At 65.3% G+C, this 22,746-nt stretch carries 22 protein-coding genes and 1 pseudogene; 13 read left to right on the top strand and 10 right to left on the bottom strand.

What is annotated here, in order from left to right; translation table 11 throughout:
* Positions 1–42: 42 nt before the first annotated feature.
* Complete coding sequence (locus tag ACIA5H_RS28485; RefSeq protein ID WP_397078533.1) at positions 43–1,935, top strand: protein kinase; 1,893 nt, start codon at positions 43–45, stop codon at positions 1,933–1,935.
* Positions 1,936–2,023: 88 nt separating this feature from the next.
* On the opposite strand, the gene ACIA5H_RS28480 is transcribed toward ACIA5H_RS28485, so the two are convergent.
* Positions 2,024–2,326: a hypothetical protein gene (locus tag ACIA5H_RS28480; RefSeq protein ID WP_397078531.1), complete on the bottom strand. Its 303-nt coding sequence runs from the start codon at positions 2,324–2,326 to the stop codon at positions 2,024–2,026.
* Between the two features lie 177 nt (positions 2,327–2,503).
* Between ACIA5H_RS28480 and ACIA5H_RS28475 the strand changes: the two genes are divergently transcribed.
* Positions 2,504–2,815: a hypothetical protein gene (locus tag ACIA5H_RS28475; RefSeq protein WP_397078529.1), complete on the top strand. Its 312-nt coding sequence runs from the start codon at positions 2,504–2,506 to the stop codon at positions 2,813–2,815.
* Here ACIA5H_RS28475 and ACIA5H_RS28470 read toward each other — a convergent pair.
* Positions 2,797–3,660: an NAD(P)H-binding protein gene (locus ACIA5H_RS28470; RefSeq protein ID WP_397078527.1), complete on the bottom strand. Its 864-nt coding sequence runs from the start codon at positions 3,658–3,660 to the stop codon at positions 2,797–2,799. The two genes, ACIA5H_RS28475 and ACIA5H_RS28470, sit on opposite strands and share 19 nt — an antisense overlap.
* A gap of 96 nt (positions 3,661–3,756) precedes the next feature.
* Between ACIA5H_RS28470 and ACIA5H_RS28465 the strand changes: the two genes are divergently transcribed.
* The gene (locus ACIA5H_RS28465) at positions 3,757–4,500 is read left to right on the top strand and encodes a TetR/AcrR family transcriptional regulator (RefSeq protein ID WP_356965518.1); all 744 of its coding nucleotides are present in this window, start codon (positions 3,757–3,759) and stop codon (positions 4,498–4,500) included.
* Here the strand turns inward: ACIA5H_RS28465 and ACIA5H_RS28460 are convergent.
* Positions 4,459–7,281: an aminotransferase class I/II-fold pyridoxal phosphate-dependent enzyme gene (locus ACIA5H_RS28460; RefSeq protein WP_397078525.1), complete on the bottom strand. Its 2,823-nt coding sequence runs from the start codon at positions 7,279–7,281 to the stop codon at positions 4,459–4,461. The two genes, ACIA5H_RS28465 and ACIA5H_RS28460, sit on opposite strands and share 42 nt — an antisense overlap.
* Positions 7,282–7,535: 254 nt before the next feature.
* Between ACIA5H_RS28460 and ACIA5H_RS28455 the strand changes: the two genes are divergently transcribed.
* Entirely contained in the window at positions 7,536–8,756 is a 1,221-nt protein-coding gene (locus ACIA5H_RS28455; protein WP_397078673.1) for a PucR family transcriptional regulator, read from the top strand.
* A gap of 59 nt (positions 8,757–8,815) precedes the next feature.
* Positions 8,816–9,283: a hypothetical protein gene (locus tag ACIA5H_RS28450; protein ID WP_355076691.1), complete on the top strand. Its 468-nt coding sequence runs from the start codon at positions 8,816–8,818 to the stop codon at positions 9,281–9,283.
* 20 nt (positions 9,284–9,303) lie between these two features.
* Here ACIA5H_RS28450 and ACIA5H_RS28445 read toward each other — a convergent pair whose 3' ends face one another.
* Positions 9,304–9,867, bottom strand: coding sequence for an ester cyclase (locus tag ACIA5H_RS28445; protein ID WP_355076689.1), 564 nt, complete (start codon positions 9,865–9,867; stop codon positions 9,304–9,306).
* 325 nt (positions 9,868–10,192) lie between these two features.
* Here ACIA5H_RS28445 and ACIA5H_RS28440 point away from each other — a divergent pair, with 325 nt between their 5' ends.
* From ACIA5H_RS28440 to ACIA5H_RS28425, 4 genes are all read left to right on the top strand, one after another.
* Positions 10,193–10,600, top strand: a complete 408-nt coding sequence (locus ACIA5H_RS28440; RefSeq protein ID WP_355076687.1) for an OB-fold domain-containing protein — start codon at positions 10,193–10,195, stop codon at positions 10,598–10,600.
* A gap of 117 nt (positions 10,601–10,717) precedes the next feature.
* On the top strand, positions 10,718–13,996 hold the full coding sequence (locus ACIA5H_RS28435) for a protein kinase (protein ID WP_397078521.1): 3,279 nt from the start codon (positions 10,718–10,720) through the stop codon (positions 13,994–13,996).
* A gap of 183 nt (positions 13,997–14,179) precedes the next feature.
* Positions 14,180–14,692, top strand: a complete 513-nt coding sequence (locus ACIA5H_RS28430) for a hypothetical protein (protein ID WP_397078519.1) — start codon at positions 14,180–14,182, stop codon at positions 14,690–14,692.
* Between the two features lies 1 nt (position 14,693).
* Entirely contained in the window at positions 14,694–15,860 is a 1,167-nt protein-coding gene (locus ACIA5H_RS28425) for an MAB_1171c family putative transporter (RefSeq protein WP_397078517.1), read from the top strand.
* A 133-nt stretch (positions 15,861–15,993) separates the two neighbouring features.
* Here ACIA5H_RS28425 and ACIA5H_RS28420 read toward each other — a convergent pair whose 3' ends face one another.
* Complete coding sequence (locus tag ACIA5H_RS28420) at positions 15,994–16,569, bottom strand: TetR/AcrR family transcriptional regulator (protein ID WP_397078515.1); 576 nt, start codon at positions 16,567–16,569, stop codon at positions 15,994–15,996.
* 78 nt (positions 16,570–16,647) lie between these two features.
* Here ACIA5H_RS28420 and ACIA5H_RS28415 point away from each other — a divergent pair, with 78 nt between their 5' ends.
* On the top strand, positions 16,648–17,433 hold the full coding sequence (locus tag ACIA5H_RS28415; protein WP_397078513.1) for an SDR family NAD(P)-dependent oxidoreductase: 786 nt from the start codon (positions 16,648–16,650) through the stop codon (positions 17,431–17,433).
* Entirely contained in the window at positions 17,430–17,945 is a 516-nt protein-coding gene (locus tag ACIA5H_RS28410) for an SRPBCC family protein (RefSeq protein ID WP_379252604.1), read from the top strand. The genes ACIA5H_RS28415 and ACIA5H_RS28410 overlap by 4 nt, the downstream gene beginning before the upstream one ends.
* A gap of 14 nt (positions 17,946–17,959) precedes the next feature.
* Here the strand turns inward: ACIA5H_RS28410 and ACIA5H_RS28405 are convergent, their stop codons facing one another.
* The 4 genes from ACIA5H_RS28405 to ACIA5H_RS28390 all read right to left on the bottom strand — a co-directional run bounded on the left by ACIA5H_RS28405 (position 17,960) and on the right by ACIA5H_RS28390 (position 20,672).
* Positions 17,960–18,295: a helix-turn-helix domain-containing protein gene (locus ACIA5H_RS28405; RefSeq protein WP_355076676.1), complete on the bottom strand. Its 336-nt coding sequence runs from the start codon at positions 18,293–18,295 to the stop codon at positions 17,960–17,962.
* Between the two features lie 2 nt (positions 18,296–18,297).
* Positions 18,298–18,684: a hypothetical protein gene (locus ACIA5H_RS28400; RefSeq protein ID WP_397078510.1), complete on the bottom strand. Its 387-nt coding sequence runs from the start codon at positions 18,682–18,684 to the stop codon at positions 18,298–18,300.
* A gap of 72 nt (positions 18,685–18,756) precedes the next feature.
* A complete protein-coding gene (locus ACIA5H_RS28395) occupies positions 18,757–19,620 on the bottom strand; it encodes a class I SAM-dependent methyltransferase (RefSeq protein WP_397078508.1) in 864 nt (287 codons plus the stop codon).
* Between the two features lie 740 nt (positions 19,621–20,360).
* Positions 20,361–20,672 carry a hypothetical protein gene (locus ACIA5H_RS28390; protein WP_379252607.1) on the bottom strand — a complete coding sequence of 104 codons (312 nt, stop codon included), beginning with the start codon at positions 20,670–20,672 and terminating at the stop codon, positions 20,361–20,363.
* Between the two features lie 14 nt (positions 20,673–20,686).
* Here ACIA5H_RS28390 and ACIA5H_RS28385 point away from each other — a divergent pair, with 14 nt between their 5' ends.
* Positions 20,687–20,899, top strand: coding sequence for a hypothetical protein (locus ACIA5H_RS28385; protein ID WP_397078506.1), 213 nt, complete (start codon positions 20,687–20,689; stop codon positions 20,897–20,899).
* A 702-nt stretch (positions 20,900–21,601) separates the two neighbouring features.
* A pseudogene (locus ACIA5H_RS28380) lies at positions 21,602–21,790 on the top strand (alcohol dehydrogenase); the annotation flags it as partial.
* A gap of 8 nt (positions 21,791–21,798) precedes the next feature.
* On the opposite strand, the gene ACIA5H_RS28375 reads toward ACIA5H_RS28380, so the two are convergent.
* Positions 21,799–22,743 (bottom strand): LysR substrate-binding domain-containing protein, encoded by a 945-nt coding sequence (locus ACIA5H_RS28375; protein ID WP_397078504.1) that lies wholly within the window; start codon positions 22,741–22,743, stop codon positions 21,799–21,801.
* Positions 22,744–22,746 lie beyond the last annotated feature (3 nt).

Here is a 22,746-nt window from a genome sequence, read left to right as displayed (position 1 = left end):
GAAGCCCGGCAGTCCAGTCGGCGCTGTCCTGGAGCCGCTTGCGTGCAGCGGATCGGAGGGGAAGCGGTCATTATGCTTGAGCGTGGTGACAGGTTGGCCGGATTCACGATCGAGCGAACGCTGGGAGCGGGAGCCCAGGGCACGGTTTACCTGGCGTATGACGACGGATCGTCGCCTGTCGCACTGAAGGTTCTCGAGGCTGAGCCCGGCCGAACTCGCAAAGAACTGGATGAATTTCGTGTGGCTGTCGAGAGATTTCGGCTCGAAGCCGAGCTCGCGGCAACGCTGCATCATCCCAATATCGTCGATATTCTCGGCCATGGCGACGATGGCGGGCAGCTGTGGCTAGCAATGCGGTTCATAGACGGCGTCAACTGTGAGGAACTCGCCAGCAACTCGGGATTGACTCCGGACCGGGCGGTCGGCCTGCTGATACAGGCTTCCAGCGGTCTCGACTATGCGCACCGCGCGGGAATTCTGCATCGCGATATCAAGCCCGCTAATTTCCTCATACAGTCCGATTCCGGCGTAGAGCGGCTTTGGATTTCAGATTTCGGCATAGCGCGAAATCTGCTCAGTCCCACAAACCTCACGGCCACGGGGACGGTCCACGGCACTATGGCCTATATGGCACCGGAGCGGATCCTCGGGGGAGAGGTGGACAGCAGAGCGGACGTCTACTCTCTCGGCTGCAGCTTCTTCCGAATGATCACTGGAAAAGTTCCTTTTCCCCGAGACCATGATCCCGCGGTCATGCACGCTCACATCTACGAGCCGCCACCACGGCCGAGTCGAATCAATCCGGCGATCCCGCCGGCGCTGGACGGCATAATTGCGAAAGCAATGGCAAAAGAACCCGTTGACCGTTATCCGGATTGTCGATCCTTGGCCGACGCCGCACTACAAGTGCTCCGGGTCGCGTATGCGCCTACGCGAGTCGGCACTGTCGGCGGTCGTCCTCCAGTCGTCGTACACAGCAGGCCCGCCCCGGCGTCACGCCGCGAACGGAGAGAGCATGCGCGCCGAGTAGAAGTCAGGAATCGTCCTTCGGCCGAGTTCGGTCTGTTGGATGCATTTCGCCGCCGAAGGTCTGCAAAGATGATCGAACGTCTGAGTCACCTGGCCGATCAGGTCTTGGCTACTTCGCCGGAGATGGAAGCGCTTGCGGACGGCGAGCTCCGCGAAAAGACGGACGAATTCCGCGATCGGTACGACTCCGGAGAAACTCTCGATGAATTCTTGATGGAGACTTTCGCTGTCGGCCGCGAAGCGTCCAGCCGAGTTCTGTCTTACCGGCAGAGCAAGCTCCAGATCATGGGCGCGGCGGCCGCTTATATCGGAAATATGGTAGAGATGAAGCCGCGTGACAGTACTCCGGCTCTGATCTTGTCGGTGTATTTGAGGGCCATTGCTGACGAGGGAATTCATGTCGTGACGAAGAACGAGGAGGTCGCCATTACTACCGCGGCATGGGCCGGTCGGGTGTACCACTTTTTGGGTTCGAACGTGGGCGTCAACCTTGCCGGGCAGCCTCCCGAATCTCTACGTCGAGGATATGATTCCGAAATCACTTACGGCACTGTCAACTTCGGGTTCGACTACTTACGTGCCGGTATTGCGATCGGCTCCGCGCATCCGTTGAAATTCGGAACCCGAGCAGCGGTGTTCGTCGATGGCGCCGGATCTCTGCTTGCGAGTGAATCTACTGCGCGACTGGCCCTGCTGAGCCGCGGCAACGATCCGAGCAACCTCGAAGCATCTGTCCTCCAGGGGGGCCGCGTACCTGACAATCGACGTGAGGTAGCTGGAATCTCCGTCCTCGACTACTTTCGTATGTACGAGACGATCGGAGGCATCAGTTCCGAAAAGATGGACCCGGGGCTGCTGAAGAAGAATCTCAACATCGGGGTGATTTCTTTGAGTGATTCGCGATAGCGTCCGACCCACATGGTCACCGGACTTCGCCGCGACCCCGCTCGAGTGCGGCGGGGTCGCACGTACGCACCGTGATCATCAACTGGCGCTACCCCGCGATCGGCCGGACGTGAGGCGGCCGGTGGGGCCCGCCCGGAGTGCGGTCGGCGGGGATGCTGGTGGCGCTGGCCGCGTTGCCGGGGGTGAGGTTGGTCTGGCCGCCGGGAGTCAGGTTGGTTTGCGGCCCGCATGCCAGGTTGGGCCAGGAGCAGGTCGGTAGGTTGGGGTCCTGGCCGGCCTGGGCCGCGCCGGCCGTCAGCAGCCCCATGCCCAGCAGGGCGGGTGCTGCGGCGATCGCCATGGCGCGGGCGAAGCGGCGGGTGCGGTGGGTCGAGCGCTGGTCGATGGTCATATGGGTGCTCCTTCGTGTCGGTGTGGCGGGGCGGTCCCGCTGTCGTCATTTATGACGCTGTCCAGACTCATCGACGCTGGTCCGGGCCGAAAGGACACCCAGGGTGCGCGGCAGCGCACCCTTCTCGTGGTTCGATCCCACCAAGGTGTCGGGTTCCGGTCGCCCACGCGGACACCTTTGCGCGTCGTCCCCGGCATCGCGTTCTCGATCAGCACGGGCGGCGACATCGTCTGCGGCCGCGGAATCGGGACCGCCGAGGATGGCGTATCGGGATACAGCAGCCTGCCAATCGGCGGCGACCGCCGACTCCGCCGCATCGGCCGGGCGAGCGGAGTGGACCGACTACAAGGCGATCATCCTGCCGACCGCGCGCTGATCTCCGGATCGAAGCGAATGCCGGTCACTCAGCGTGTGAACACAATGGCCCGCAACAGCTTTGATCGCCGCGGGCTCGCTCTGCCGACACACCATCAAACGTGGGAGAGCTGATCGCGCAGCACCGTACTCAAGGTGACGGGTTCGCGACCGAGCAGGGTGGCCAGTGTCGGGTCGACAGTGGCGAACTCGCCGACTCGGCTGGCGGCGAAGATGCCCAGCAACTGATCCGCCCGCTGCGCTGGAACGCCTTGGCCCACCAGCTGATCCCGGAACTTGTCGTCGGGTGTCGTGATCCTCGTTACGGCGCGGCCCGTGATCTGGGTGGCGATACCGGCGATGTCGTCGAAGGTGAGCGCTTGCCCTCCGGTGAGCGGCGGCGTGGGGCCGTCGAAGCGGCCTTCGTCGGCCAGGATGGCGGCGGCGGCTTCGGCGAGGTCGGCGTGCGCGGTCCAGCTGAACGGCCCGTCCGCGGGGAGTTCGAGCTGACCGGATTCCACTGCGTGGCCGAGGAAGTGCGCCGCGCTGGTGGCGTAGAAGCCATTGCGCAGCGACGTGAACGGTACGCCGCAGGCGCGTAGTGCGTCCTCGGTGGCGGCGTGATCACGGCACGCCTGAAAGTGCGACGAGGCACTGGCTCCCATCTGGCTGGTGTAGAGGATGCGCCGGGCGCCCGCGGCGACGGCCGCTTCGATCGCGGTGCGGTGTTGTTCGACGCACTCTTCGCCCATTTTGTCGACGGAGACGATGAGTACCTGAGAGGCGCCCTCGAAGGCGTTGGCGAGGCCGGCGGCGTCGGTGAAGCTTCCCTCGCGTACCCGTACCCCTCGCTCGGCGAAAGCCCGCGCTTTTCGCGGGTCGCGGACGCTGACGCCGACTCGGTCCGCCGGCACGCGCGTCAGCAGTCTCTCGACGATCTGACGTCCCAGCTGTCCGGTGGCTCCGGTCACGATGATCATGATGCGCTCCTGTGTTGCGGCGATGGTTCCAATGGAAACACTTGAACGGTATCATTGATACTAACAATGGAACCAGAGAAGCGGTATCGTTGATATATGACATCGCGCGCACGCGGCACCGATGACGCAACTACCGTCGAGTCCGGCACGGCCACGGGCCGTGAGCAGACTCGGCAGCGGGTCATCGAGGCCGCCATCGACCTGCTGACGCGTGGGGGTCGCGACGCGGTCACCACGCGCGCGGTCGCTGATGCGGCGGGCTTGCAGCCGCCGGCCATCTACCGGCTGTTCGGCGACAAGGACGGCCTGCTCGACGCGGTGGCCGAGCACGGCTTCGCCGCGTTCCTCGCCACCAAGCACGTCGACCCCGATCCGCCGGACCCCATCGAGGACCTCAGAGCCGGCTGGGACGTCGCGGTCGAATTCGGTTTGGCCAACCCCGCGCTGTACACGTTGATGTACACCGAACCCGTCGGTACCACCTCGGCTGCCTTCAAGGCCGGCATGGAGATCCTGATGGGCCGAATCCGCCGCCTCGCCGCAGGCGGCTGGCTGCGCGTCGACGAGGAACTCGCGGCCCAGATCATCCATGCCACGGCGCGCGGCGCAGTGCTCACCTGGCTCTCGCTGCGCGAGGAGCGGCGTAACCCGGCCTTGTTGACCACCCTGCGGGAGTCGATGGTCGCCGCCGTCACCAACCAACAACCGGCGGTGCGAGACGCGGGCCCGGCAGGCGCCGCCCGCGCCTTGCGCGCCGCACTGCCCGAGCAGACGACCCTCAGCAGCGCGGAGCAAGATCTACTGCGGGAGTGGCTGAACCGCCTTGCCGCCGACGGCTGATCGCCGACCCTCGATCTTCCCGGCGCCGACACCGTCGGATGCCGTGACAATCGGGTGCCGAGCCGCGGCCAGCCGCGCGAGCGCGGTTTCGGTGAAGACCGACAACCCGAGGTCGGGGTTGTATCCGTGAATTTCTTTGACGTCGAGGTCGGCGAGGAAATAAAGGATCTCCGTCGAGACCACCTGCCCTGGAACCAGTATCGGGAAGCCGGGCGGGTAGGGCACCACGAAGGTGGCCGATACCAGGGGCTTCCCCTTGGCGAGCCGTCGCCCGGCATCGCCCAGCAGGACGTGCTCGCGGTCGGACTCCGCATACCCGGCGTAGAAGGCCGAACGCATATCGCCGAACGGGCTGGCGCCGTCGGGACGGAAAGCGCTGTCGAACTCGCTGAAATCGGGCAGTGCGGGCAGATCCTTGGTGATCTCCTCGACCCGGCGCTGTTGCAGTGCGCGATCGGCCCTGCCACCCGCGCTCCGGCTTCGCTCGAAGTCGGTGGCGACCCGGCGCAGCACGTCGAGCAGGTAGTGCACGCTCGACCAGGTGACGCCGATCGTGAAGATCAACAGCACACTGTTGATCGAGGTCTTGTTGATCTGGATGCCGAACCGGTCCATCAGGACCTTCTCGCGGAAGTCGTACCCGTTCATGCCGGTCTTGCCGATGAACAGGGTGACCCGGGTCGGGTCGAGCACGAACTGATCGGACCGCCACGCCTCGTTCCACTCCGCCAGGCCACCCTGTCTGACCTGCCGGTAGGAGATGACTTCGGAGGGGCGGAACTCGTCGGGCACCAGGTCGTCCTCGTCGAGGATGCGGAACCACTTCCCGATCAGCCGGTCCTTACGGACGCGGTGGCGGAACACGAGCGCCATGTCGTAGACGTTGCGGACCAGCTGGAAGCCCTCGATGTCGACCTGCCTGCGCGCCAAGTCCAACGACGCCAGGAGTTGCTGGTTCGGCGAGGTCGAGGTGTGGGTCAGGAACGCCTCGGCGAACGTCTCGCGGACGAGAGCTTTGAAATCCTGGTCGCGGACATGGATCATCGACGCCTGCCGAAGCGCGGACAGCGATTTGTGGGTGGAATGCGTCGCGTACACGCGCACCCGCGCACGCTCGGGGTCGGGAAGCAGCCTGCGCTCGCTCCACTCGGCACGGTCGACTCCCCGCATCGACGCACGCCACTCGCGGTACTCCTCGGCGTACCCGGGCGAGGACAACGTCGATCGGAGTTGCTCGGCGGCAACCATCGCGGTGCGCTGTCGCGCCCACGGCACGGCGGTCGCGAACGCGTACCACGCCTCGTCCCACAGGAAGCAGATGTCCGGCTTGATCGCCAGAACCTCCTCCATCACGCGCTGGGGGTTGTAGACGATGCCGTCGAAAGTGCAGTTGGTCAGCAGCAGCATCCGCACCCGGTCCAGTTGTCCGGCCGCCTCGAGGTCCAGCAGTGCCTTCTTGATGGTGTGCAGGGACACGGCTCCGTAGATCGCGAACGGCGCGAGCGGGTAGGCATCCAGGTACAGCGGGTACGCACCGGCGAGCACCAAGCCGTAGTGGTGCGACTTGTGGCAATTGCGGTCGATCAGGACGATGTCGCCCGGCCGGGTCAGGGCCTGCACGACGATCTTGTTCGCGGTGGACGTGCCATTGGTGACGAAGTACGTCTGATCGGCGCACCACGTCTCGGCGGCTTTGTCCATCGCCGCCCTGATCGTGCCGTGTGGATCCAGCAGTGAGTCCAGCCCGCCGGAGGTGGACGACGTCTCGGCCATGAAGATGTTGCGGCCGTAGAACTCGCCCATGTCCTGCAGCGACTTGGAGTTGAAGATGCTGGCGCCACGTGCGACGGGAAGCGCGTGGAATTGGCCGACCGGCGCGGCCGCGTAGGCGCGCAAGGCATCGAAGAACGGTGTGGCGAACCGGCTGCGGACGCCCGCGAGCACCGTGCTGTACAGGTCGGTGACGTCGTTGAGGCGGTAGAACGTGCGATCGTAGACGTCCGTCTCGTCCTCGGTCTCCGCGGCGATCGACTCGTCGGTGAGCAGATACAGGTCGATATGCGGTCGCAGCTTCCTGATCCACTCGCCGCATTCCACCCAGTCGTGGTTGCGGTCGGTCACGTTGACGTCTTCGTTGGCGCCGAGCAACGTGGTCATCAACGGCGCGCGGTCGCTGGAACGGAGGGGGAGGTCGTGCCGGATGATCGCCGCCTGAATCTCGCCGTTCAACGCGACGGCGGTGATGGCGTCCTCGATGCTCGCCACGACGAGCAGGTCGAACTGCACATCGTCCGATGGGTCGCGCAGTGCCCGCAGGCTCTCCGCCAGGCCCGCGGGAGCGTCGGGCGGAGCGTCGTCGCCGAGCAGGACGGTGTAGAACTGCTGCTCTTTGGCCCGCGCCACGAGTTCCTGATCTTCCAGCGGCGCGGAGGTGTCGAACAAAGCCGCACGGTCGCCGTACTCGGAGAGCAGGCGCACGGCCAGCGACACTTCGTCGGTGAGCCGCGCCGTCGCGAGATCGGCGAGATAATCGCGGAACGCCGCCAATCTCGCCGGTCCCGGGTACAGCCAGTACCGCTCATAGGTGCCGAGTCGATCGAGAAGACGCCGCACCCGGGCGGCTTCGTGGGTGGCGTCAAGCCCGGCCCGATTGACATCGGCGAGCCGACGGCACGCGTCGTCGAGCAGATTCCAGGTGTCGATTCGCGAGTACGACGGGTTCGCCACCGCCGCCAGCGCGGAAACAGAAAGCCCTTTCGGGCGCTCGCCGTCTCGGTGCATGTCGTCAGTTCCTCCCCCTCGATGGGCGAAGTGATCTGTCGAACGCGATAGACCTAATTGTGCCTTGCGGCAGATCGAATTCCTAGCGAGCGAAGAGAGCACGTCGGCAGGTCCCTCGACGCGGTTGTCGTTCGAGGGCCGCCCGCGATATTTCCGTGGCGTCGAAGCGAGGTACCTACAATGATCGTGTGACGACCTTTCGTCGCGATAGCGAAGTCGAACTCGACGACTACGTCGGAGGGATCGCCGCCCGGATGAACGAGCGGGTGACGGAAATCGGCACGGCCATCCGGCGCAAACTCGAGGAAGAAATAGCCGAACTGCGCGAGGACACGCATTCGCGGGAACTGCTCGGGGCCAGCGTGCACGCGAATGTCGAGACACTGTTGCAGGCGCTGCGCCACAATATCCCGGTCGCGCGCGTCCAGGCGCCGACGGCGGCGATCGAATACGCCAAACGGCTTGCTCAGCACGAGGTTTCGCTCAATGCTCTGATTCGCGCCTACTGGGTGGGGCAGCGACGGATGAGCGAACTGGTGTTCGCGGAGGTGCGCGCCGCCGACATCACGCCGCAGCAGTGTGTCGACGCCCTGCAGACCATCACTACGACGCTGTTCAACTACATCGACTCGATCACCCGGCAGGTCGTCGCCGCCTACCAGGGCGAGCGGGAACAGTGGTTGGAGAATCAGAACAGCATTCGCACACTCCAGGTCCGCGAAGTGCTGACCGAGACGAGCGCCGTCGACGTCGACGCGGCGACCGAGTCGATCCGCTACCCGCTGCGCTGGCATCACCTCGCGCTGGTGCTGTGGTATCCGGAGCTGAGCACCGACGGTGACGAGCTGCCCCGGATACAGCGGTTCGTGCGGGAACTGGCCGAAGCGGCGAACACGTCGGCGCGCCCGCTGTTCGCCGCCGTCGATCGGGTCAGCGCATGGGCCTGGCTGCCCTACCGGTCGGTTCCCGCCGACCCGGTCGGCGCCGTACGCAGGTTCGCACGCGACCGGACCGACGCTCCCTGCTTCGCGATCGGCACGCTCGGCGCCGGCGTCGAGGGCTTCCAGCGGTCCCATCGGCACGCTCAGGCCGCGCGCGCGGTCGCGCTCGCCCGCGGCACGGACGATCCGACGGTCTTCTCCGCGACCGATCCGGGACTGTCCGCCGCGGCGCTGCTGGGTGGTGACATGGCGGAAGCTCGGGACTGGGTGAGCGAGGTACTCGGCGATCTGGCCTCCGACAACGACAACGACGAGCGGCTCCGCGAGACGTTGCGGGTCTTCCTGCGCACCGGATCGAGCTACAAGGCCGCGGCCGCGGAAATGAACCTGCACTTCAATTCCGTGAAGTACCGGATAACGCGAGCGATCGCGCGGCGAGGTCGGCCGATAGACGACGACCGGCTCGAGGTCGAGATGGCGTTGCTGGTGTGCCAGTGGTACGGGGGCGCGGCATTGCGCCGAGGCCCGGCGTAGCGCAGATCGTTCCCACCTCCTGGCTCGAAACCCATCACCCCAAAGCAAAGGAGAAGGCAATGTCCACCATCCACTTCAAGGAGACGACGAACTCGACACCGGAGCAGTTCGTAGCGGCGCTCACCGATTTCGGGCCGGGCCGTTCGCAGGTGTTCGGCAACAGCGCCGACGAATACCTCGAAGTGCACAACCAGGGCCGCCGTGAGGCCGACGTCACGGAAGGCTCGCACGGCATCTGGGAGCGCCTGCACTACGACTGGTCGAATCCCGAGCGGGTCGTCATGACGACCACCGACTCGAACGTATGGGGCGGCCACTCGGGCCACACCTACACCTTCAACCGCCGGTCGGACGGGAAGACCGATGTGGATGTCGTCATCGTGCGCGAGGGCAAGAACCTCAAGGGGCGCGTCCTCGAAGTCGTGGTCGGGACCGTCGGCAAACGCGTCCTGCGACAGGCCCTGGACAAGACCGTGAAGGCCATCGAAACCCGCGACAACGGCGGAGGAACGGCCGAACGCCCGTAACGGGTCCTGCGTATCGGCGGTCAATCGCCGAGGTCGGGTGGGGTGGTGGCCAGCAGGCGCGGGTCCGGATCGGAGCCGGCCATGGCGAGGGCTCCGGCGGCGGCTCGGCCGAGCTTCCACAGGTCACGAGGATCGCGTTTGTTCAGTCCGCCCACCAGCTGTCGGAGAATGGTGAGCTGGTCGAAGTAGATCCGTTCGGTCACCAGGTTCTCGTGCTCGTCGAAGACGAAGTAGGCCGTCATCCTCGTGCGGTGCCGGGAGCCGGTCGGGGGAATCTTGCCGAGTGATCCGAGATGTGTTCCGAGCAGCCAGAATTCGACGATGACGGCGTCATGGCTGTGCCGGAGCGCGATGAGTTCGTGGTCCTGATCGGGGAAGGCGACGCGGGTGTCGTGATAGTAGCCGCGCACTTCGCCGTCGCCGTCGTGGACGAGCATCTGCGCGATGATCTCGTAGTGCGGGTGGGGGAATGTCGACAGGGTGGCGTCCCAGTCCTGGCGGACTTCGTCGCGGAAGTGGTCGAGGACCAGTTTCTCGCGGGCGCGCAGCACGTCTTCGGGCGGCAGGTGGAATCGGGACGACATGGGAGTACTCCTTCGAAGCCGGGTCCATCAGTGCTGTGGCCGTGACTGCGCATGGGCCTGGTGCCCGGGTTGGTCCATGTGCCGGTGAGTTCGCTGGGGGAGGGAAACCGCGGATACGGAAAGCGCATGCCTCCGATATCCACAGTGTGGGTTAAGTGAGGACGAACTTATACCCACGCCGTGGATATAATCAAGGAGGTGTGCGGTCCGGCACCTCGATCGTGCGAAAAATAGGTATACCCCCGGGTAATTTCACCGTCGCTCGACGTGGCTCAGCGGGGCAGTCTGGAGCGGAACTTGCCAGCACCGCCTCGGGGAGGCCCGTATGCACACGAACCAGGTCGAGCACACTTCGAACGTCGTCGGAGGTGGCAGTGCGCTGCGCGCGGACGACATGTTGATGATCTACCGCTGCATGCGGTGCGAGAAGTTGCTCGCGCCGATAACGTCCGGGTGTTCGTCCTGCGGATCCGACGACCTCGAAAGTGTGCCGTCGTCGGGTGCGGGTTCCGTCGTGTCATGGCGGGTAGTGGATCGGGCCCCGACCGACAGGCAGGGCGGGTTGGTGCCGCTGACGATCGCCATCGTGGAGCTCGACGAAGGCCCGTGGGTCTACACATCGCTCGAAGGCGAGATCCCCTCGTCCGCGGGCCCGTCGGTGCGGGTTCAATTCCAGCCCCATCCCCCGGAAGGCAGGTTCCCGGTCTTCGCGGTCAGCACCCGTTTGCCCTGACAGTTCTACTGCGCGACCCGTTGGATACATCCCGGCGATATTCTGGGGATACGTCACCGGGAGGTGTGCAGTGGTGGGTTTGCCAATGGGCTCGGATGGGGTGAATCGGTGTAGTCGATGACCGATGCCGATCCCTTCGCGACGCAACGCGACGCGTCCGGTTCGGTCGCGGCGGAACTGGCGGCGGCCGGGTTCGACGACGCCGCCGAGATCGGCCGGGGTGGTTTCGGCGCTGTGTATTGCTGCAGGCAGGCTTCGCTCGACAGAGTGGTCGCGGTCAAGGTCCTCACCGCCGATCTGGACGAGGACAACCGGGCCCGGTTCTTACGCGAGCAGCGGGCCGCGGGCAGGCTGACCGGCCATCCCAATATCGTGCATGTCCTGCACGCCGACGTCACCGACGACGGTCGCCCCTACATCGTCATGCCGTATTACCCGCACGGCTCTCTGGACGCACGGATCCGCGGCAGCGGGCCGCTGGGACTCGAGGAAGTGCTGCGGCTGGGGGTGAAAATGGCCGGGGCTCTCGAGACGGCGCATCGCGCCGGGGTGCTGCATCGCGACGTCAAGCCCGGAAATATTCTCTACACCGACTACGACGAGCCCACGCTGGTGGATTTCGGCATCGCTCATATCGGAGGCGGGTTCGTCACCGGCGCGGGCATCGTGACCGGGACGCCCGCCTTCACTGCTCCGGAAGTGATCGGCGGCGAGGCGGCCGGCCCGGCCGCAGACGTCTACGGCCTCGGCGCCACCTTGTTCGCCGCGATCACCGGCCATGCGGCCTTCGAACGCCGCGACGGCGAGCAGTTGGTGGCCCAGTTCCTCAGAATCACCTCCGAGCCGGTACCGGACCTGCGCGAGCACGGCATTCCCGAGGCCGTGGGCGCCATCATCGAACGTGCCATGGCCGGTGACCCGAACAGCCGACCTTCCGCCGCGGAACTGGGTGAGCAACTCCGAGAAGCGCAGACCCGTCATGGTTTCCCTGTCGATGAAATGGCGTTGCACACTTCGCTCGCGGGGGAGCCCGAGGCCGAGTCACCAGGCCGGCAGTCTCCTTCGACGGGGTCGCGGCAGCTTCGAGCGACGGAGGCTTCGTCGGGTTCGGGGAAGCTTCCGCTGGAACTGACCAGCTTCATCGATCGACGAACCGAGCTGACGCAAGCGACGAACTCGTTGTCGACCGCACGGTTGGTGACCCTCACCGGGATCGGCGGAGTGGGCAAGACGCGGCTCGCGGTGCAAGTCGCCACCACTGCGCAACGCGACTTCGCCGACGGTGTGGTGTTCGTCGAGCTGGGTGAGCTGCGTGACGAATCGCTGTTGGCGAGCGTCATCGCGGGCGCGCTGAACTTGCAGGACCGATCGATGCGGCCGTTACGCGACGTACTCGCCGAGTTCCTCGCCGATCGCGAACTGTTGCTCGTGCTGGACAATTGCGAGCAACTGGTGGCCGCGGTGGCGGAACTCGCGGAGTCGCTGCTTCGCGCGTGTCAGCGAGTGCGGATTCTCGCGACGAGCCGCGAGCCGATCGGCCTCGCAGGGGAAGCGGTTCTGCCGATCCACCCGCTGGCCGTCCCCGATCCGGATCGGCTACCCAGGAACCCGGCCCGCAATGACGCGATGAGGTTGTTCGGCGACCGGGCCGCCACGGCCGTGCCGGGGTTCGAACTCACCGAGGACAATCAACGCCCCATCGCCCGGATCTGCCGGCAGCTGGACGGCTTGCCGTTGCCGATCGAGCTGGCGACGGCCTGGTTGCGGGTGATGTCGCCGGAACAGATTTTGCGACGCTTGACCGATCGGTTCGCCTTGCTCACTCGCGGCAGCAGGAGCGCACCGCCGCGGCAACAGACATTGCGCATGTGCATCGACTGGAGCTACGACCTGTGTACACCGGTGCAACAACGAGTGTGGGCTCAGTTGTCGGTTTTCGCGGGCAGCTTCGACCTCGAGGCCGCGCAATACGTCTGCGGAGAGGATCTGGCAGCGGAGAACATTCTGGATACGGTCGCGTTCCTCGTCGACAAGTCGATCCTCATTCGCGAAGAGTCGGCGGGCGTGGTGCGGTTTCGGATGCTGGACACGGTGCGTGACTACGGCCGCGAAAAAGGGGAGCGGACCGGCGAATACCTCGAACTCTGCCGTCGCCACCGTGACTGGTACGAACAGCTGGCGCTCGATGCGAATGCCGACTTGATCAGTCCTCGGGACTTCGAGTGGGTCGGTCGGTTGCGCCGGGAGCAGCCGAACATGCGGCAAGCGCTGGAATTCTGCGTGTCCGACAGCCCCGAAGCCGGAATCCGGATCGCCAACGCTCTGTTGCCCTTCCGGTTCTCCCACGGCTCCCTCGCCGAGGAGCGTCGCTGGCTGGAGCGTCTGCTGGCCCGCCGCACCGGCACAGTCACCGTCGACCAGGCCGCGGCGATATTCGCGACCTCCCTCATAGCCGCAGTACAGGGCGACGTCTCAGGGGTGGCCGATCTGGTACGCGAAGGGCACGCGTTCGCCGAGCGGACGACCGACCCGCTGATCCGCGCACACATCGACTTCGCCGATGGACTCCTCGCACTGTTCAACGGAAACCTTTCCGACGCCCGCCTGTATCTCGAGAAAGCCCTCCAGGTGTATACCGAGCGAGGCGGCCCTCTCCTCTTCCGAGTCGACGCGCTGACCTTTCTCGGTCTCACACACGGGCTGGGTGACGACAGCGCGCGGGCCATCGAATATTTCGAACGCTCTCTCGCGCTCATCGAAGAACACGGCGGGACGGTATATCAGGCCTACGCGATGTGGGCGCTGGCTATTTCGTTGTGGCGTCGAGGAGATTCCGTGCGGGCGACTCGACTCATCGTGCGAGCACTGCGGGTGAGCAGGAAGGTGGACGACCGCACGAACCTCAGCATGTGCCTGCAAGCACTGGCGTGGATCGCCGCCGACCACGAAGCTGCCGAGCGCGTGGTCGTCTTGTTCGCGGCCGCCGAACAGATCGGCCGGTCCGTGGGTACCGCGCCGACCCAATTCCCAGAGCTGCTCGCTTATCAGGAAGAGTGCGAGCGCCGAACTCGAGAAGCCATCAGCGAGCAGGCCTACGCCGCGGCCCACCGGGAGGGCGCCGCGCTCGATCTCGACGCCGCGATCGCCTACGCCCTGGGTGAACCGGCCTCACCCTCGGCGCGAAATCCCCTGGGCAGCAAATTGACCAAACGCGAGCGGCAAGTCGCCGAACTGGTCGCCGAAGGCCTGACCAACAGGGAGATCGCCGCTCGCTTGGTGATCTCGCCCCGCACCGCACAAGGCCATGTCGAACACGTGCTGACCAAACTGGGCTTCACCTCGCGAACACAGGTCGCGGCGTGGATAGCGGCCTCGCGCAACCCCTCGGGAACATGAGCGAACCGTCACGATCGACTACGCATTTCTCTGTCAGGCCGACCGGACGATGACCACGCGGCCGATCCGTCGATCGGTGCGAGAAAGCCTGCGCGACAAGCCGCGTCCGTGGCGATGCTCGGTCGGCGGCTACGCTCATCGCGGTATCGGCATAGGTCACGTGATCGACAAGGGGAAGGCGTAATGGAGGATCTCGCCGCGCGATTCGAGGAGCTGGGTCGCCTGGTACCGATCCCCCACCCATGGGACGTAACGGAGTACATCGCGCGGGTGGCAGAGTACCTGGAACGGCCGATCACGTTGTGTCCGATCGATGTCGGCGCACTCTCGGAGAACGGATGCGGCACCGGAAGCGGCCTGTGGATCGCCCGTGCAGGCGACGACGTGATCATGTACGGAGCCGACACAGAATGGCATGCCGATCACATCATCGCCCACGAGATCGGTCATATGCTGCTCGGCCACGGAGGAACCGCGAGCGGTACCGATGGTGCCGCGGCCGATCTGCCGTTGCGCGAATTGATGCCCTCGCTGTCGCTGGAAACCATCCGCAGCGTACTGCGCCGCCAGGACTACGGAAGTGAGCGCGAGCGCGCCGCCGAAACCTTCGCCGACCTGTTGCTCGTCGAAGCGATGCTGCCGAAGCGGTCAGCGAGCCGGTTCCGCTCGACGTTCTTCCGAAACCGGCATCGGTGAGATGACTTCCCCGATCCCGGGTTCGATCACCTGGCCCGTCCTGACAGGTATCGCGTTGGCGCTCGTCGGTCGGTGGTGGCTGTTGCCGGACAGCGTCGTCGACCGGCTCGTCAACCGCGCGCTCGCCGCAGCTCTCCTCGAACACCTGTTGCGGGAGTCGTGGTTCGAACAGTCACTGACCCGGCTGCTGCCCGGCGACAACAGCGACGTGGTGAACATCGCCCGGCAGCTCTCGCTGGGAGCAACCGTGCTGGCCGTCTCGAATATCTACGGCATCGCCAAGCTGTGGGCAGGCGCAGACCCCGCCCACACGTGGCACAGGCAGCGGCGCTACTACCTGTTCACCCTCACCGCAACCGTTGTCATCCTGATCGCAGGGACGCCCGCCCGCCGCGCCGACCAGTTGATCGACCAAGCCCTCGGCTGGCCTGCCGTCGTGATCTGGATCGCGTTTTCCCTGCCGCTCGGTGCGACGGCTGTGCTCGTCAGCCGGGCAAGCGTGCGTGAGATGCGCGCCGCGGGCGATAGCCCCTGGCAGGAACGCGCACTGTACACGGTGGTCCTGTGCACCGCGGTGGGCATGGGGATTGTCGCGGTCGCATACCCGATCGATTCGCTTGTCAGTGTCCTGACAGGTCAACCGCCATTCGATCCCGAAATGCACTGGAAAGCATGGTGCGGGTTCCTTCTCTCGGCGGTGGGCGCTCCCGCCGTGGTCACGGTGCCGCTGATCAGCGCCTTGGTCGCCCACGTCGGATGGGACCGCACCAGCCGATATCGCCGCCGCTTGCAGCCGATGTGGGCCGATCTCACCGCAGCCGTACCGGAAATCGTCATGGAGACGCGGCGCGACCTCGACGGCCGAACAGACCCGGCCATCCGTCTGCACCGCATGACGGTCGAGATCCGCGACAGTCTGCTGCATCTCAAGCGCTACAGCGACTGCCCCGACGATCTGGCCGCCACCGGCGGCGACCCACACATCTATGCCCGTCGCGTCGCCGAGGCCATCGCCACAAAAGCTGCCGGGCACGCCCCGCGCGCGAGCCGGCTCACACCGCGGCACCAAATCCAACCGGGGGCACGGGATCTCACCGCGGAGCTGCGCCAGCTCCTCGCACTCGCCAAGGCATGGCCACACGTCCGCGGCCTGACAAAATCGCCGTAGCCGTCGCGCGTCGGTGTATCCGCCGCCGTCGACTGCTCGAAATTCCTCATATCGACGGTGATGGTGTCGCGAAAATCGTCCCCACTCGAACGTCCGCCTGGTCAGGGCGCCGCAGGGTGGATGCCACCGGTGGTCACGGTAGGCCGGCGAGGGCCGCGACGACTGCCCATGCGTCGGCACGTGGTTCCGAAGTCCAAGGGGCCGTAGGTTTGTGGATCCGTAGCGAGACCACGCCGTGCAGGGCGCACCACGCGCGCAGCGCGAGGTCCGGGGACTTCTCGGCGGCCGGTAACACATCGGCCAGACGATCCAGCAGATCCAGTCCCGGCCCGGTACCGGGCTCGATCGAGGGATCGGGTCGTTCGAACAGCAACTGGTAGGCGCCGGGATGATTCTCGGCCCACGTCAGATAGGCATCGATCAGCGAACGAAGCCGGTCGACGCGGGTGCCGTCGGGCATGTCCGCGGCGTCGAGCGCATGCCGCAGCCGGCCGAACAATTCCTCGGTCACGGCATAGTTCAGCGCATCTTGAGACGGGAAGTGCATGTAGACCGCGCTGGGCGCGACACCGCAGGCCCGGGCGATGGCCCGCAGTGACGGCGTCGGCAACGACTGCGGTTCCAGCAGCAGCTCGATCGCGGCGGCAACCAACTCCGCGCGCAGCCGCTCGCCCTCTCCGCGCGCTCGTCGTTGGCGTGTATCGGTCATCGAGGCTCCCTTGACATGGATCACTGAACAGATGTTAAGTATAGCTAGCTGAACACCTGTTCACCTTCAGGAGGCGACATGAAGAACTGGGATGGCGCGACGGCGGTCGTGACCGGTGCGAGTAGCGGAATCGGCGCGGCATTCGCCACGGCCTTGGCGGAAAGACGGTGTGACCTGATCCTGGTCGCCAGGCGCGAGCATCGGCTGCGCGAGCTGGCGACAGACCTCGGACACACCTTCGGTATCCGGGCTCGGGTCGTCACCGCGGACCTTTCGATCCCCGCGGACGTCGAGCGCCTCGCCGCCCTGCTGAGCGCGGACGAGCACCCGATCGACGTGCTGGTCAACAACGCCGGTTTCGCGACCCACGGCCCGCTCGCCGACCACGACCCCGCGCGAGTGCGCGAGGAGATCGCGGTCAACATCACCGCCGTCGCGGAACTGACCCGGGCGGCACTGCCGGACATGATCCGGCGCGGCCGCGGAGCGGTGATCAACATCGCCTCCACCGCGGCGTTCCAACCGATCCCGTTCATGGCCGTCTACGGCGCGACGAAGGCGTTCGTGCTCTCCTTCACCGAGGCGTTGTGGGGCGAGCTGGAAGGTAGTGGCGTCACCGCGCTCGCCGTGTGCCCGGGCGCCACCGATACCGAGTTCTTCGAGGTGGCGGGCGAAGCCGCCAGTGTCGGCCGACGGCAGACATCGGAGCAGGTGGTGGCGACGGCTCTGCGCGAACTGGACCGTCGCACGCCCCGGCCGAGCGTGGTATCCGGGCTGACGAACGCGGTGTCCACGCGTCTGCCGCGGTACCTGCCGCGCCGCACCACGATTCGCCTCACCCGCGGATTGGTCGCCGCGAAATGACCATGTACGCTCTGCGTCCCAGCAGCCTGTGCGATATCTCTTCGATGCGCCGCCACCTACTCAGCGAACGTATCGTGGACGCATCGGCGCAGCGAACCTTCGACATTCTCGCCACCGGGGAAGGCCAAGGGGAGTGGGCCCACGGGTACCGGGCCACCACCTGGTACGGAAATGCTCCGCATGACGTGGGAACGATCCGCGACATTCACTTGCGCTGGATCACGGTGCGCGAACGATTCCTGGCCTGGGAGCCCGCCGCCCGTTTCACGTTCTCCGCCGATGCCATGTCGATCCCGCTGGCGCGCGGAATGATCGAAGACATCACCTTCGAGCCGCTCGGCCCCGACCGCTGCCGCATGGTCTGGCAGGTACACCTCGACCCGGCACCGGTGCTACGCCCGGTCGAATCACTGGTGATGCGACGCCTTTTCGAGCCGATGTTCGACTCGTTCGCCGCCGGACTCGCCGGATTCGCTGGCACACGTAGTACTCGCGGAAGACAACGACAATAGTTTGACCACGGCGGCTAGTGAAGTTGGCGGTCCCAGTCTTGGGCCCATGCGGTGATCGGTTGCAAGCTGTGGATGAGTCGTTGTCCGATCGGTGTCAGCGAGTAGCCGTTCACGTGGTCGACGATGCCGGCCGCGGTGAGTTCATGGAGCCGACGGGTCAGCACGCTCGAGGAGATTTCGCCGCATGCCGTACGCAGTTCGCGGAAGGTCGGTGGGTGTGCGGCTCTGTCGAGTTCCCAGATCACTCGCAGGGTCCACCGCCGCCCGATCAGGTCGAACAGGGCCATGATCGGGCGGCCGGTCGAGGAGCCGCGGACGGGATGTCCGGGTCGTGGCGCGTCGGTGGGCATGGCTATCCGGCCTGGCTGGGCAGAGGTGAATCCTGCAGCCGCCGGGACATTTCCGCGATCGCGATGCGCAGGGTTCCCAACGGACGCAGGAACAACGTGACGTGTGTGATCCGATCGGAGGCGTCGCGTTCCTCGCGCAGCATGCCCTGCAAGTGGTGATCCTCGACCTGTGCGGTGAACGCGAAAACCCCGTCCCGTTCGCCTCTCCATTGGTTCGTCTCGGTGATACCACCGAGCACTGTCGAGATCAGTCCCAGCACGTGTGTGGCGTCCTCGCGCCCGTGATAGTCGGCGACCGGGCTGCTGAAGATCGAGTCGTCCGCAAGATGCTGCGCGAGGTCCCGCGAGCGGTCGGCTTGCCAGAAGGAGAGAACCACACTGTCGCTCATGCCTCTATTTTAGAGGCATGAGCGACAGTGTGGTAGGCGCTGGTCCGGTGGCCGCAACTGCGGCAGATGAACTCAGCGGCTCGCGCGCAGTATGCGGATCGCGCGCAGTGCGGGGGGCGGTTCGCCCTCGAAATTTTCGGATCCGTCGAGGTAGCCGGCGATGAGGTCGGGGGCGGAGTGGTCTTCGAGGTCGGTGAAGCCGAGGGCGCGCAGCTGTGCGGCGAGGTCGTCGGGCGTGAAGTAGCTGAACACGGGTTCACCGAGGCCGGCCAGCCGATCGGCGCGGGCCTGCTGGTGCGCACGGTCCTCATCGGTGTCCGCGGGCTGCAGGTAGTCGAAGACCACCTCGACCGGCTGGGCCTGACCAGCGATGTATTCGAGAGTGGCGTGGGCGGCGTCGGGAGTCAGATAGAAGACGACGCCGAGCCACACGAAGACGGCAGGGTCCGTCCGTTCGAATCCGGTGGATTCCAACGCCGCTGCCAGCGTCTGGGTTTCGAAATCGACCGGCACGAAGGTCAACGTCTCAGGGCGGTCGATTCCGGCGGTAGTAAGGCGTTCGCGTTTCCACGCTTGGGTGGCGGGGTGGTCGACCTCGAAGACACGCAAGTCCGGGCGCGGATTGCGGTAGGCGAAGGTGTCCAGACCGGCGCCGAGGATCACGACCTGCCGCACACCAGCGGCGATGGCCGCAGCCACGGCGTCCTCGGCGAAGCGCGCGCGGGCGGCGAAGAACAGTCGGCGGGGCCGATCGCTGACCCCGTCACGGAGGTGATCGGTGGTGGGTGTCCCCTTTTCGGCCAGGTCCTCTGTGGTGACGCCGAGTAGACGTGCCGCCAGGGGGTCGGTGAAAATTTGTGGTCGGTCAGCGATCTGGTGATAGGCGCGGGCGTACGCGGTGATGAGCGCTGTACGGCTGGGTCCGTCGTTATCCATGTTCGACAACCTAGTCACGAGTGTGGCGCACACTCTATGAATTACTCACGCTCACTCCGATCTGATCGGCATGCCGACCAAGGAGAGAGCCGTCCGGAAACTCGCACGCAGGCCGGTCAGAAGGGGCGGGTCAGGCGTGCGCGAACTGCATATCCCTACCGAGGGTCAGGAGCCGTCGGATACACGGTCCAGAACGCTACCGTCGGCTATCGGCTATCGGCTATCGGCTATCGGCTATCGGCTATCGCAGTCGGCTGGACTACTCCGACCCCATATTTCCCATTAGCTGGGATCGGTACGGATCGAGCCAACCGGCCACCGCCCTCCAGTCGGCTGGGGTCATTCGAGCAGGAGGATGTGCCTCCGACTCGAGACAGTATATGTGCAGGCGTCGACGCTGATCCGCTTCCGATAACAGCGCTCTTCTGCATCGTGAGCAGAATCTGTTCGTTGTTGTGTGGATGTGCTCGTCCATTGTTCTCCCGCCAGTAAATGCGCGAAGAGGATCGGAACCGGTTGTGTGTAGCGCTGTCGAGACCGAGCCGATCAGTCGTCGGTTACGAGCACTGTGTCCAGGTCCACGTAGCTGCGAACAACCATGCGAATCGGTAGCGTCCAGGCGAGCTGGATCGACGCGCTCAGGATCCGGCGACGCTATCGCGCGTCGGCCGTGCCATGTACGGCGAACTGTCGCGTGACGTGCGTGGCACGGTGACTCGCTGACGAGCCTGCCTGAGGGGTCATCGGTGCGAGAGTGCTCGAGTTCGAAGCGGCCTCGACAATGCGCATGCGCAGTTCGAGTCGGCGATCTGACCCGAGGTGGAGCGTATTCCAGCATCGGCTGGTCGCGTCGGGTCGATTCTGTCGCACCATTGGCTGTGCAGTGTTCGCCAGCCTTCGGGGGCCGTGCGGATCCACTTCTCTTGCAGCTCTGCCGCAGCCAAGGCGGGGTTCTCGCGCTCGACTTCGTTTTCCGCGTGTGCGGCCCGGTCGACCAGCGCGGTCCAGCGGTGGAAATCCTGATGGAGTGCCTGTTCGGCCTTCTTGTGCACTGTCAGCTCCTTAGGTGACGGTTGTCGTTGTTTTTCTGAACCTGCGCTTCTGGATGGTGCGCTCGGATCACCACAAGTCGGATCTGTATATCGCGAGCGTTGCTGTGGGCGGTGACTGGTTTGTGACGTGTCACGGCTCCTGGCTCACCTTGGTAAAATTGATGCACCGCATCAGATTTGATCTACCGGTACTCGAATATGTCGCCGCCCCTCGCCGTGCGTATTGACACAGCTACATGCTCGGTCGGCTGCGTATACGGTAGGCGCGGCCACGGCTACCATGCCCGTGGCGCCGAGGGCGACGCCGATGCGTTCGCGATTCGCGCCGCAGCGCTGGGATAGATGTCGGCAGTCAGGCATTGTGCATCGATCTCTTGTACGGACGGATCGGATTCCGACAGCGCGTAGGGGCTGCACGGACCCTTGGAGAGAGCCGCTGAGGCTCGCCGATGGAGCGGTCTTCTGTTGTGGGATGCTCAACTCTCCGGCAGCGTCACGCATTCGCGCGGCTACCATCCCGTCATCACAGGGCCGGCCGCGGTGTCGGGTGGCCAACGTTTGATGTCGGCTTGGTCACAATTCAAGCACAGACGGTTAACTATGCACAGGGCAAGTAGGGACTTTTCTATCGAAAGCCGCAGGTCTGCCATGGCTTCGTCGCCTAACCAGCGAATTTGCTGAGTGTATGTGATGCATATCACATACAATATCTATTGACGGTTACCTGACCCTCTGTTGCCGACTTCCGGCTCGATGGAGCGGACATGAATTCGCCACCTGAGTGTGGTGGCGTGGGCCGGCGACCGGGCTGAGGGCTCTGCAACGAGTCGGTGCTACGTCGGCATGGTCTATTGCCGTGCGATGTTGTCGCAGTGCGGGATTCAGCCACCGCTGTATTTTTTGGGAGGCGGAACGCGCCGCGCTCGCGGCGCCAACTGCACATCCACGGAGCCAACGGGTCCGCACCCGAACACAACAAGCGCGCACTCGAATACATCTCCTCAGGGCAAGTGCCGGTGAAAGACCTCATCACCCATCGCATCCCCCTCGAAAACGTGCTGGACGCCTTCTCGATCGTCAAGAACGGCGCGGCCATCAAGGTGACCGTGGAGCCTTGAGCTGTCTGCTAGGTAGCGTGCGCTGCGGCTCGGACCAGCGCCGCGACAGTTGCCACGCCGGGCGAGTTTTCCGATTCTCGGTGGGCCAGCATGAGATCGACCGTTTCCGGCTGCCGGAGTGGTCGGTAGGTGACGCCGTCCAGTCCTAGGCTGCGAACGGGTTCGGGGGCGAGGGCGACGCCGAGGCCGGCGGCTACGGAGACGGCGAGGGTGGCGGTTTCGCTGACTTCCAGGACGGGGGGTCGGAATCCGGCGCGGGCGCATGCGTCGAGTACCAGGTGGTGCATGGTGGACCGGTCGCCGGAGGGATGGGTGATGAAGGTTTCGCCGCCCAGGGCGGCGAGATCGACCGGATCGGTGTGGGCGAGTGGGTGGTTGACGGGGAGGACAGCGAGAAGGTGTTCGGTGCGCAGTGTTTCGAGCACAATGCTCGGCGCGTCCGGGCTCCGTGCGAGGAGGTGGTGGAGTCCTCGGGCTGATCCCGGTTCAGAGCCTGGTTGCGGCCGGACCAGTGCTAGGTCGTATTCGCCGGTGGCCAGGCCGTCGAGCAGTTGCGGGGACAGCAGTTCGCCGCGCACTCGCAGGTCGATGTCGGGAAGTTCGGTGCGGACCATCCGGGTCAGGCGGGGAAGGACGTCGTAGGTGGCGGTGCCGACGAAGCCGACCGAGACGCGGCCTGCGCTGCCGCGGGCGAATGCGGCCATGTCGTCGGTGGCGCGAGCGCATGCCGCCTCGATCCTTCGGGCGTGTTCGGTGAAGCGTTCGCCCGCGGGGGTGATCTCGACGCGGCGGGTCGAGCGGTCGAACAGCTGGATTCCGAGTTGGGTTTCGAGCTGTTTGATCTGTTGGGACAGGGCTGGTTGGGCGATGTGGACGCGAGCTGCGGCTCGGCCGAAATGACGCTCGTCGGCGAGGGCGAGGAAATAGCGCAGGGTCCGCAGGTCGAAGTCCACACA

It is taken from the genome of Nocardia sp. NPDC051900, from assembly GCF_044452545.1.
In the GTDB taxonomy this organism is placed as follows: domain Bacteria; phylum Actinomycetota; class Actinomycetes; order Mycobacteriales; family Mycobacteriaceae; genus Nocardia; species Nocardia sichangensis.
This window is presented reverse-complemented; position numbering and strand designations above follow the sequence as displayed.

Bases quoted from the DNA above. Each gene is read 5' to 3' on its own strand.
- ACIA5H_RS28480 (WP_397078531.1), bottom strand. From the start codon at position 2,326: ATGACCATCGACCAGCGCTCGACCCACCGCACCCGCCGCTTCGCCCGC.
- ACIA5H_RS28470 (WP_397078527.1), bottom strand. From the start codon at position 3,660: ATGATCATCGTGACCGGAGCCACCGGACAGCTGGGACGTCAGATCGTC.
- ACIA5H_RS28465 (WP_356965518.1), top strand. From the start codon at position 3,757: ATGACATCGCGCGCACGCGGCACCGATGACGCAACTACCGTCGAGTCC.
- ACIA5H_RS28460 (WP_397078525.1), bottom strand. From the start codon at position 7,281: ATGCACCGAGACGGCGAGCGCCCGAAAGGGCTTTCTGTTTCCGCGCTG.
- ACIA5H_RS28455 (WP_397078673.1), top strand. From the start codon at position 7,536: ATGAACGAGCGGGTGACGGAAATCGGCACGGCCATCCGGCGCAAACTC.
- ACIA5H_RS28450 (WP_355076691.1), top strand. From the start codon at position 8,816: ATGTCCACCATCCACTTCAAGGAGACGACGAACTCGACACCGGAGCAG.
- ACIA5H_RS28445 (WP_355076689.1), bottom strand. From the start codon at position 9,867: ATGTCGTCCCGATTCCACCTGCCGCCCGAAGACGTGCTGCGCGCCCGC.
- ACIA5H_RS28440 (WP_355076687.1), top strand. From the start codon at position 10,193: ATGCACACGAACCAGGTCGAGCACACTTCGAACGTCGTCGGAGGTGGC.
- ACIA5H_RS28435 (WP_397078521.1), top strand. From the start codon at position 10,718: ATGACCGATGCCGATCCCTTCGCGACGCAACGCGACGCGTCCGGTTCG.
- ACIA5H_RS28430 (WP_397078519.1), top strand. From the start codon at position 14,180: ATGGAGGATCTCGCCGCGCGATTCGAGGAGCTGGGTCGCCTGGTACCG.
- ACIA5H_RS28425 (WP_397078517.1), top strand. From the start codon at position 14,694: ATGACTTCCCCGATCCCGGGTTCGATCACCTGGCCCGTCCTGACAGGT.
- ACIA5H_RS28420 (WP_397078515.1), bottom strand. From the start codon at position 16,569: ATGACCGATACACGCCAACGACGAGCGCGCGGAGAGGGCGAGCGGCTG.
- ACIA5H_RS28415 (WP_397078513.1), top strand. From the start codon at position 16,648: ATGAAGAACTGGGATGGCGCGACGGCGGTCGTGACCGGTGCGAGTAGC.
- ACIA5H_RS28410 (WP_379252604.1), top strand. From the start codon at position 17,430: ATGACCATGTACGCTCTGCGTCCCAGCAGCCTGTGCGATATCTCTTCG.
- ACIA5H_RS28405 (WP_355076676.1), bottom strand. From the start codon at position 18,295: ATGCCCACCGACGCGCCACGACCCGGACATCCCGTCCGCGGCTCCTCG.
- ACIA5H_RS28400 (WP_397078510.1), bottom strand. From the start codon at position 18,684: ATGAGCGACAGTGTGGTTCTCTCCTTCTGGCAAGCCGACCGCTCGCGG.
- ACIA5H_RS28395 (WP_397078508.1), bottom strand. From the start codon at position 19,620: ATGGATAACGACGGACCCAGCCGTACAGCGCTCATCACCGCGTACGCC.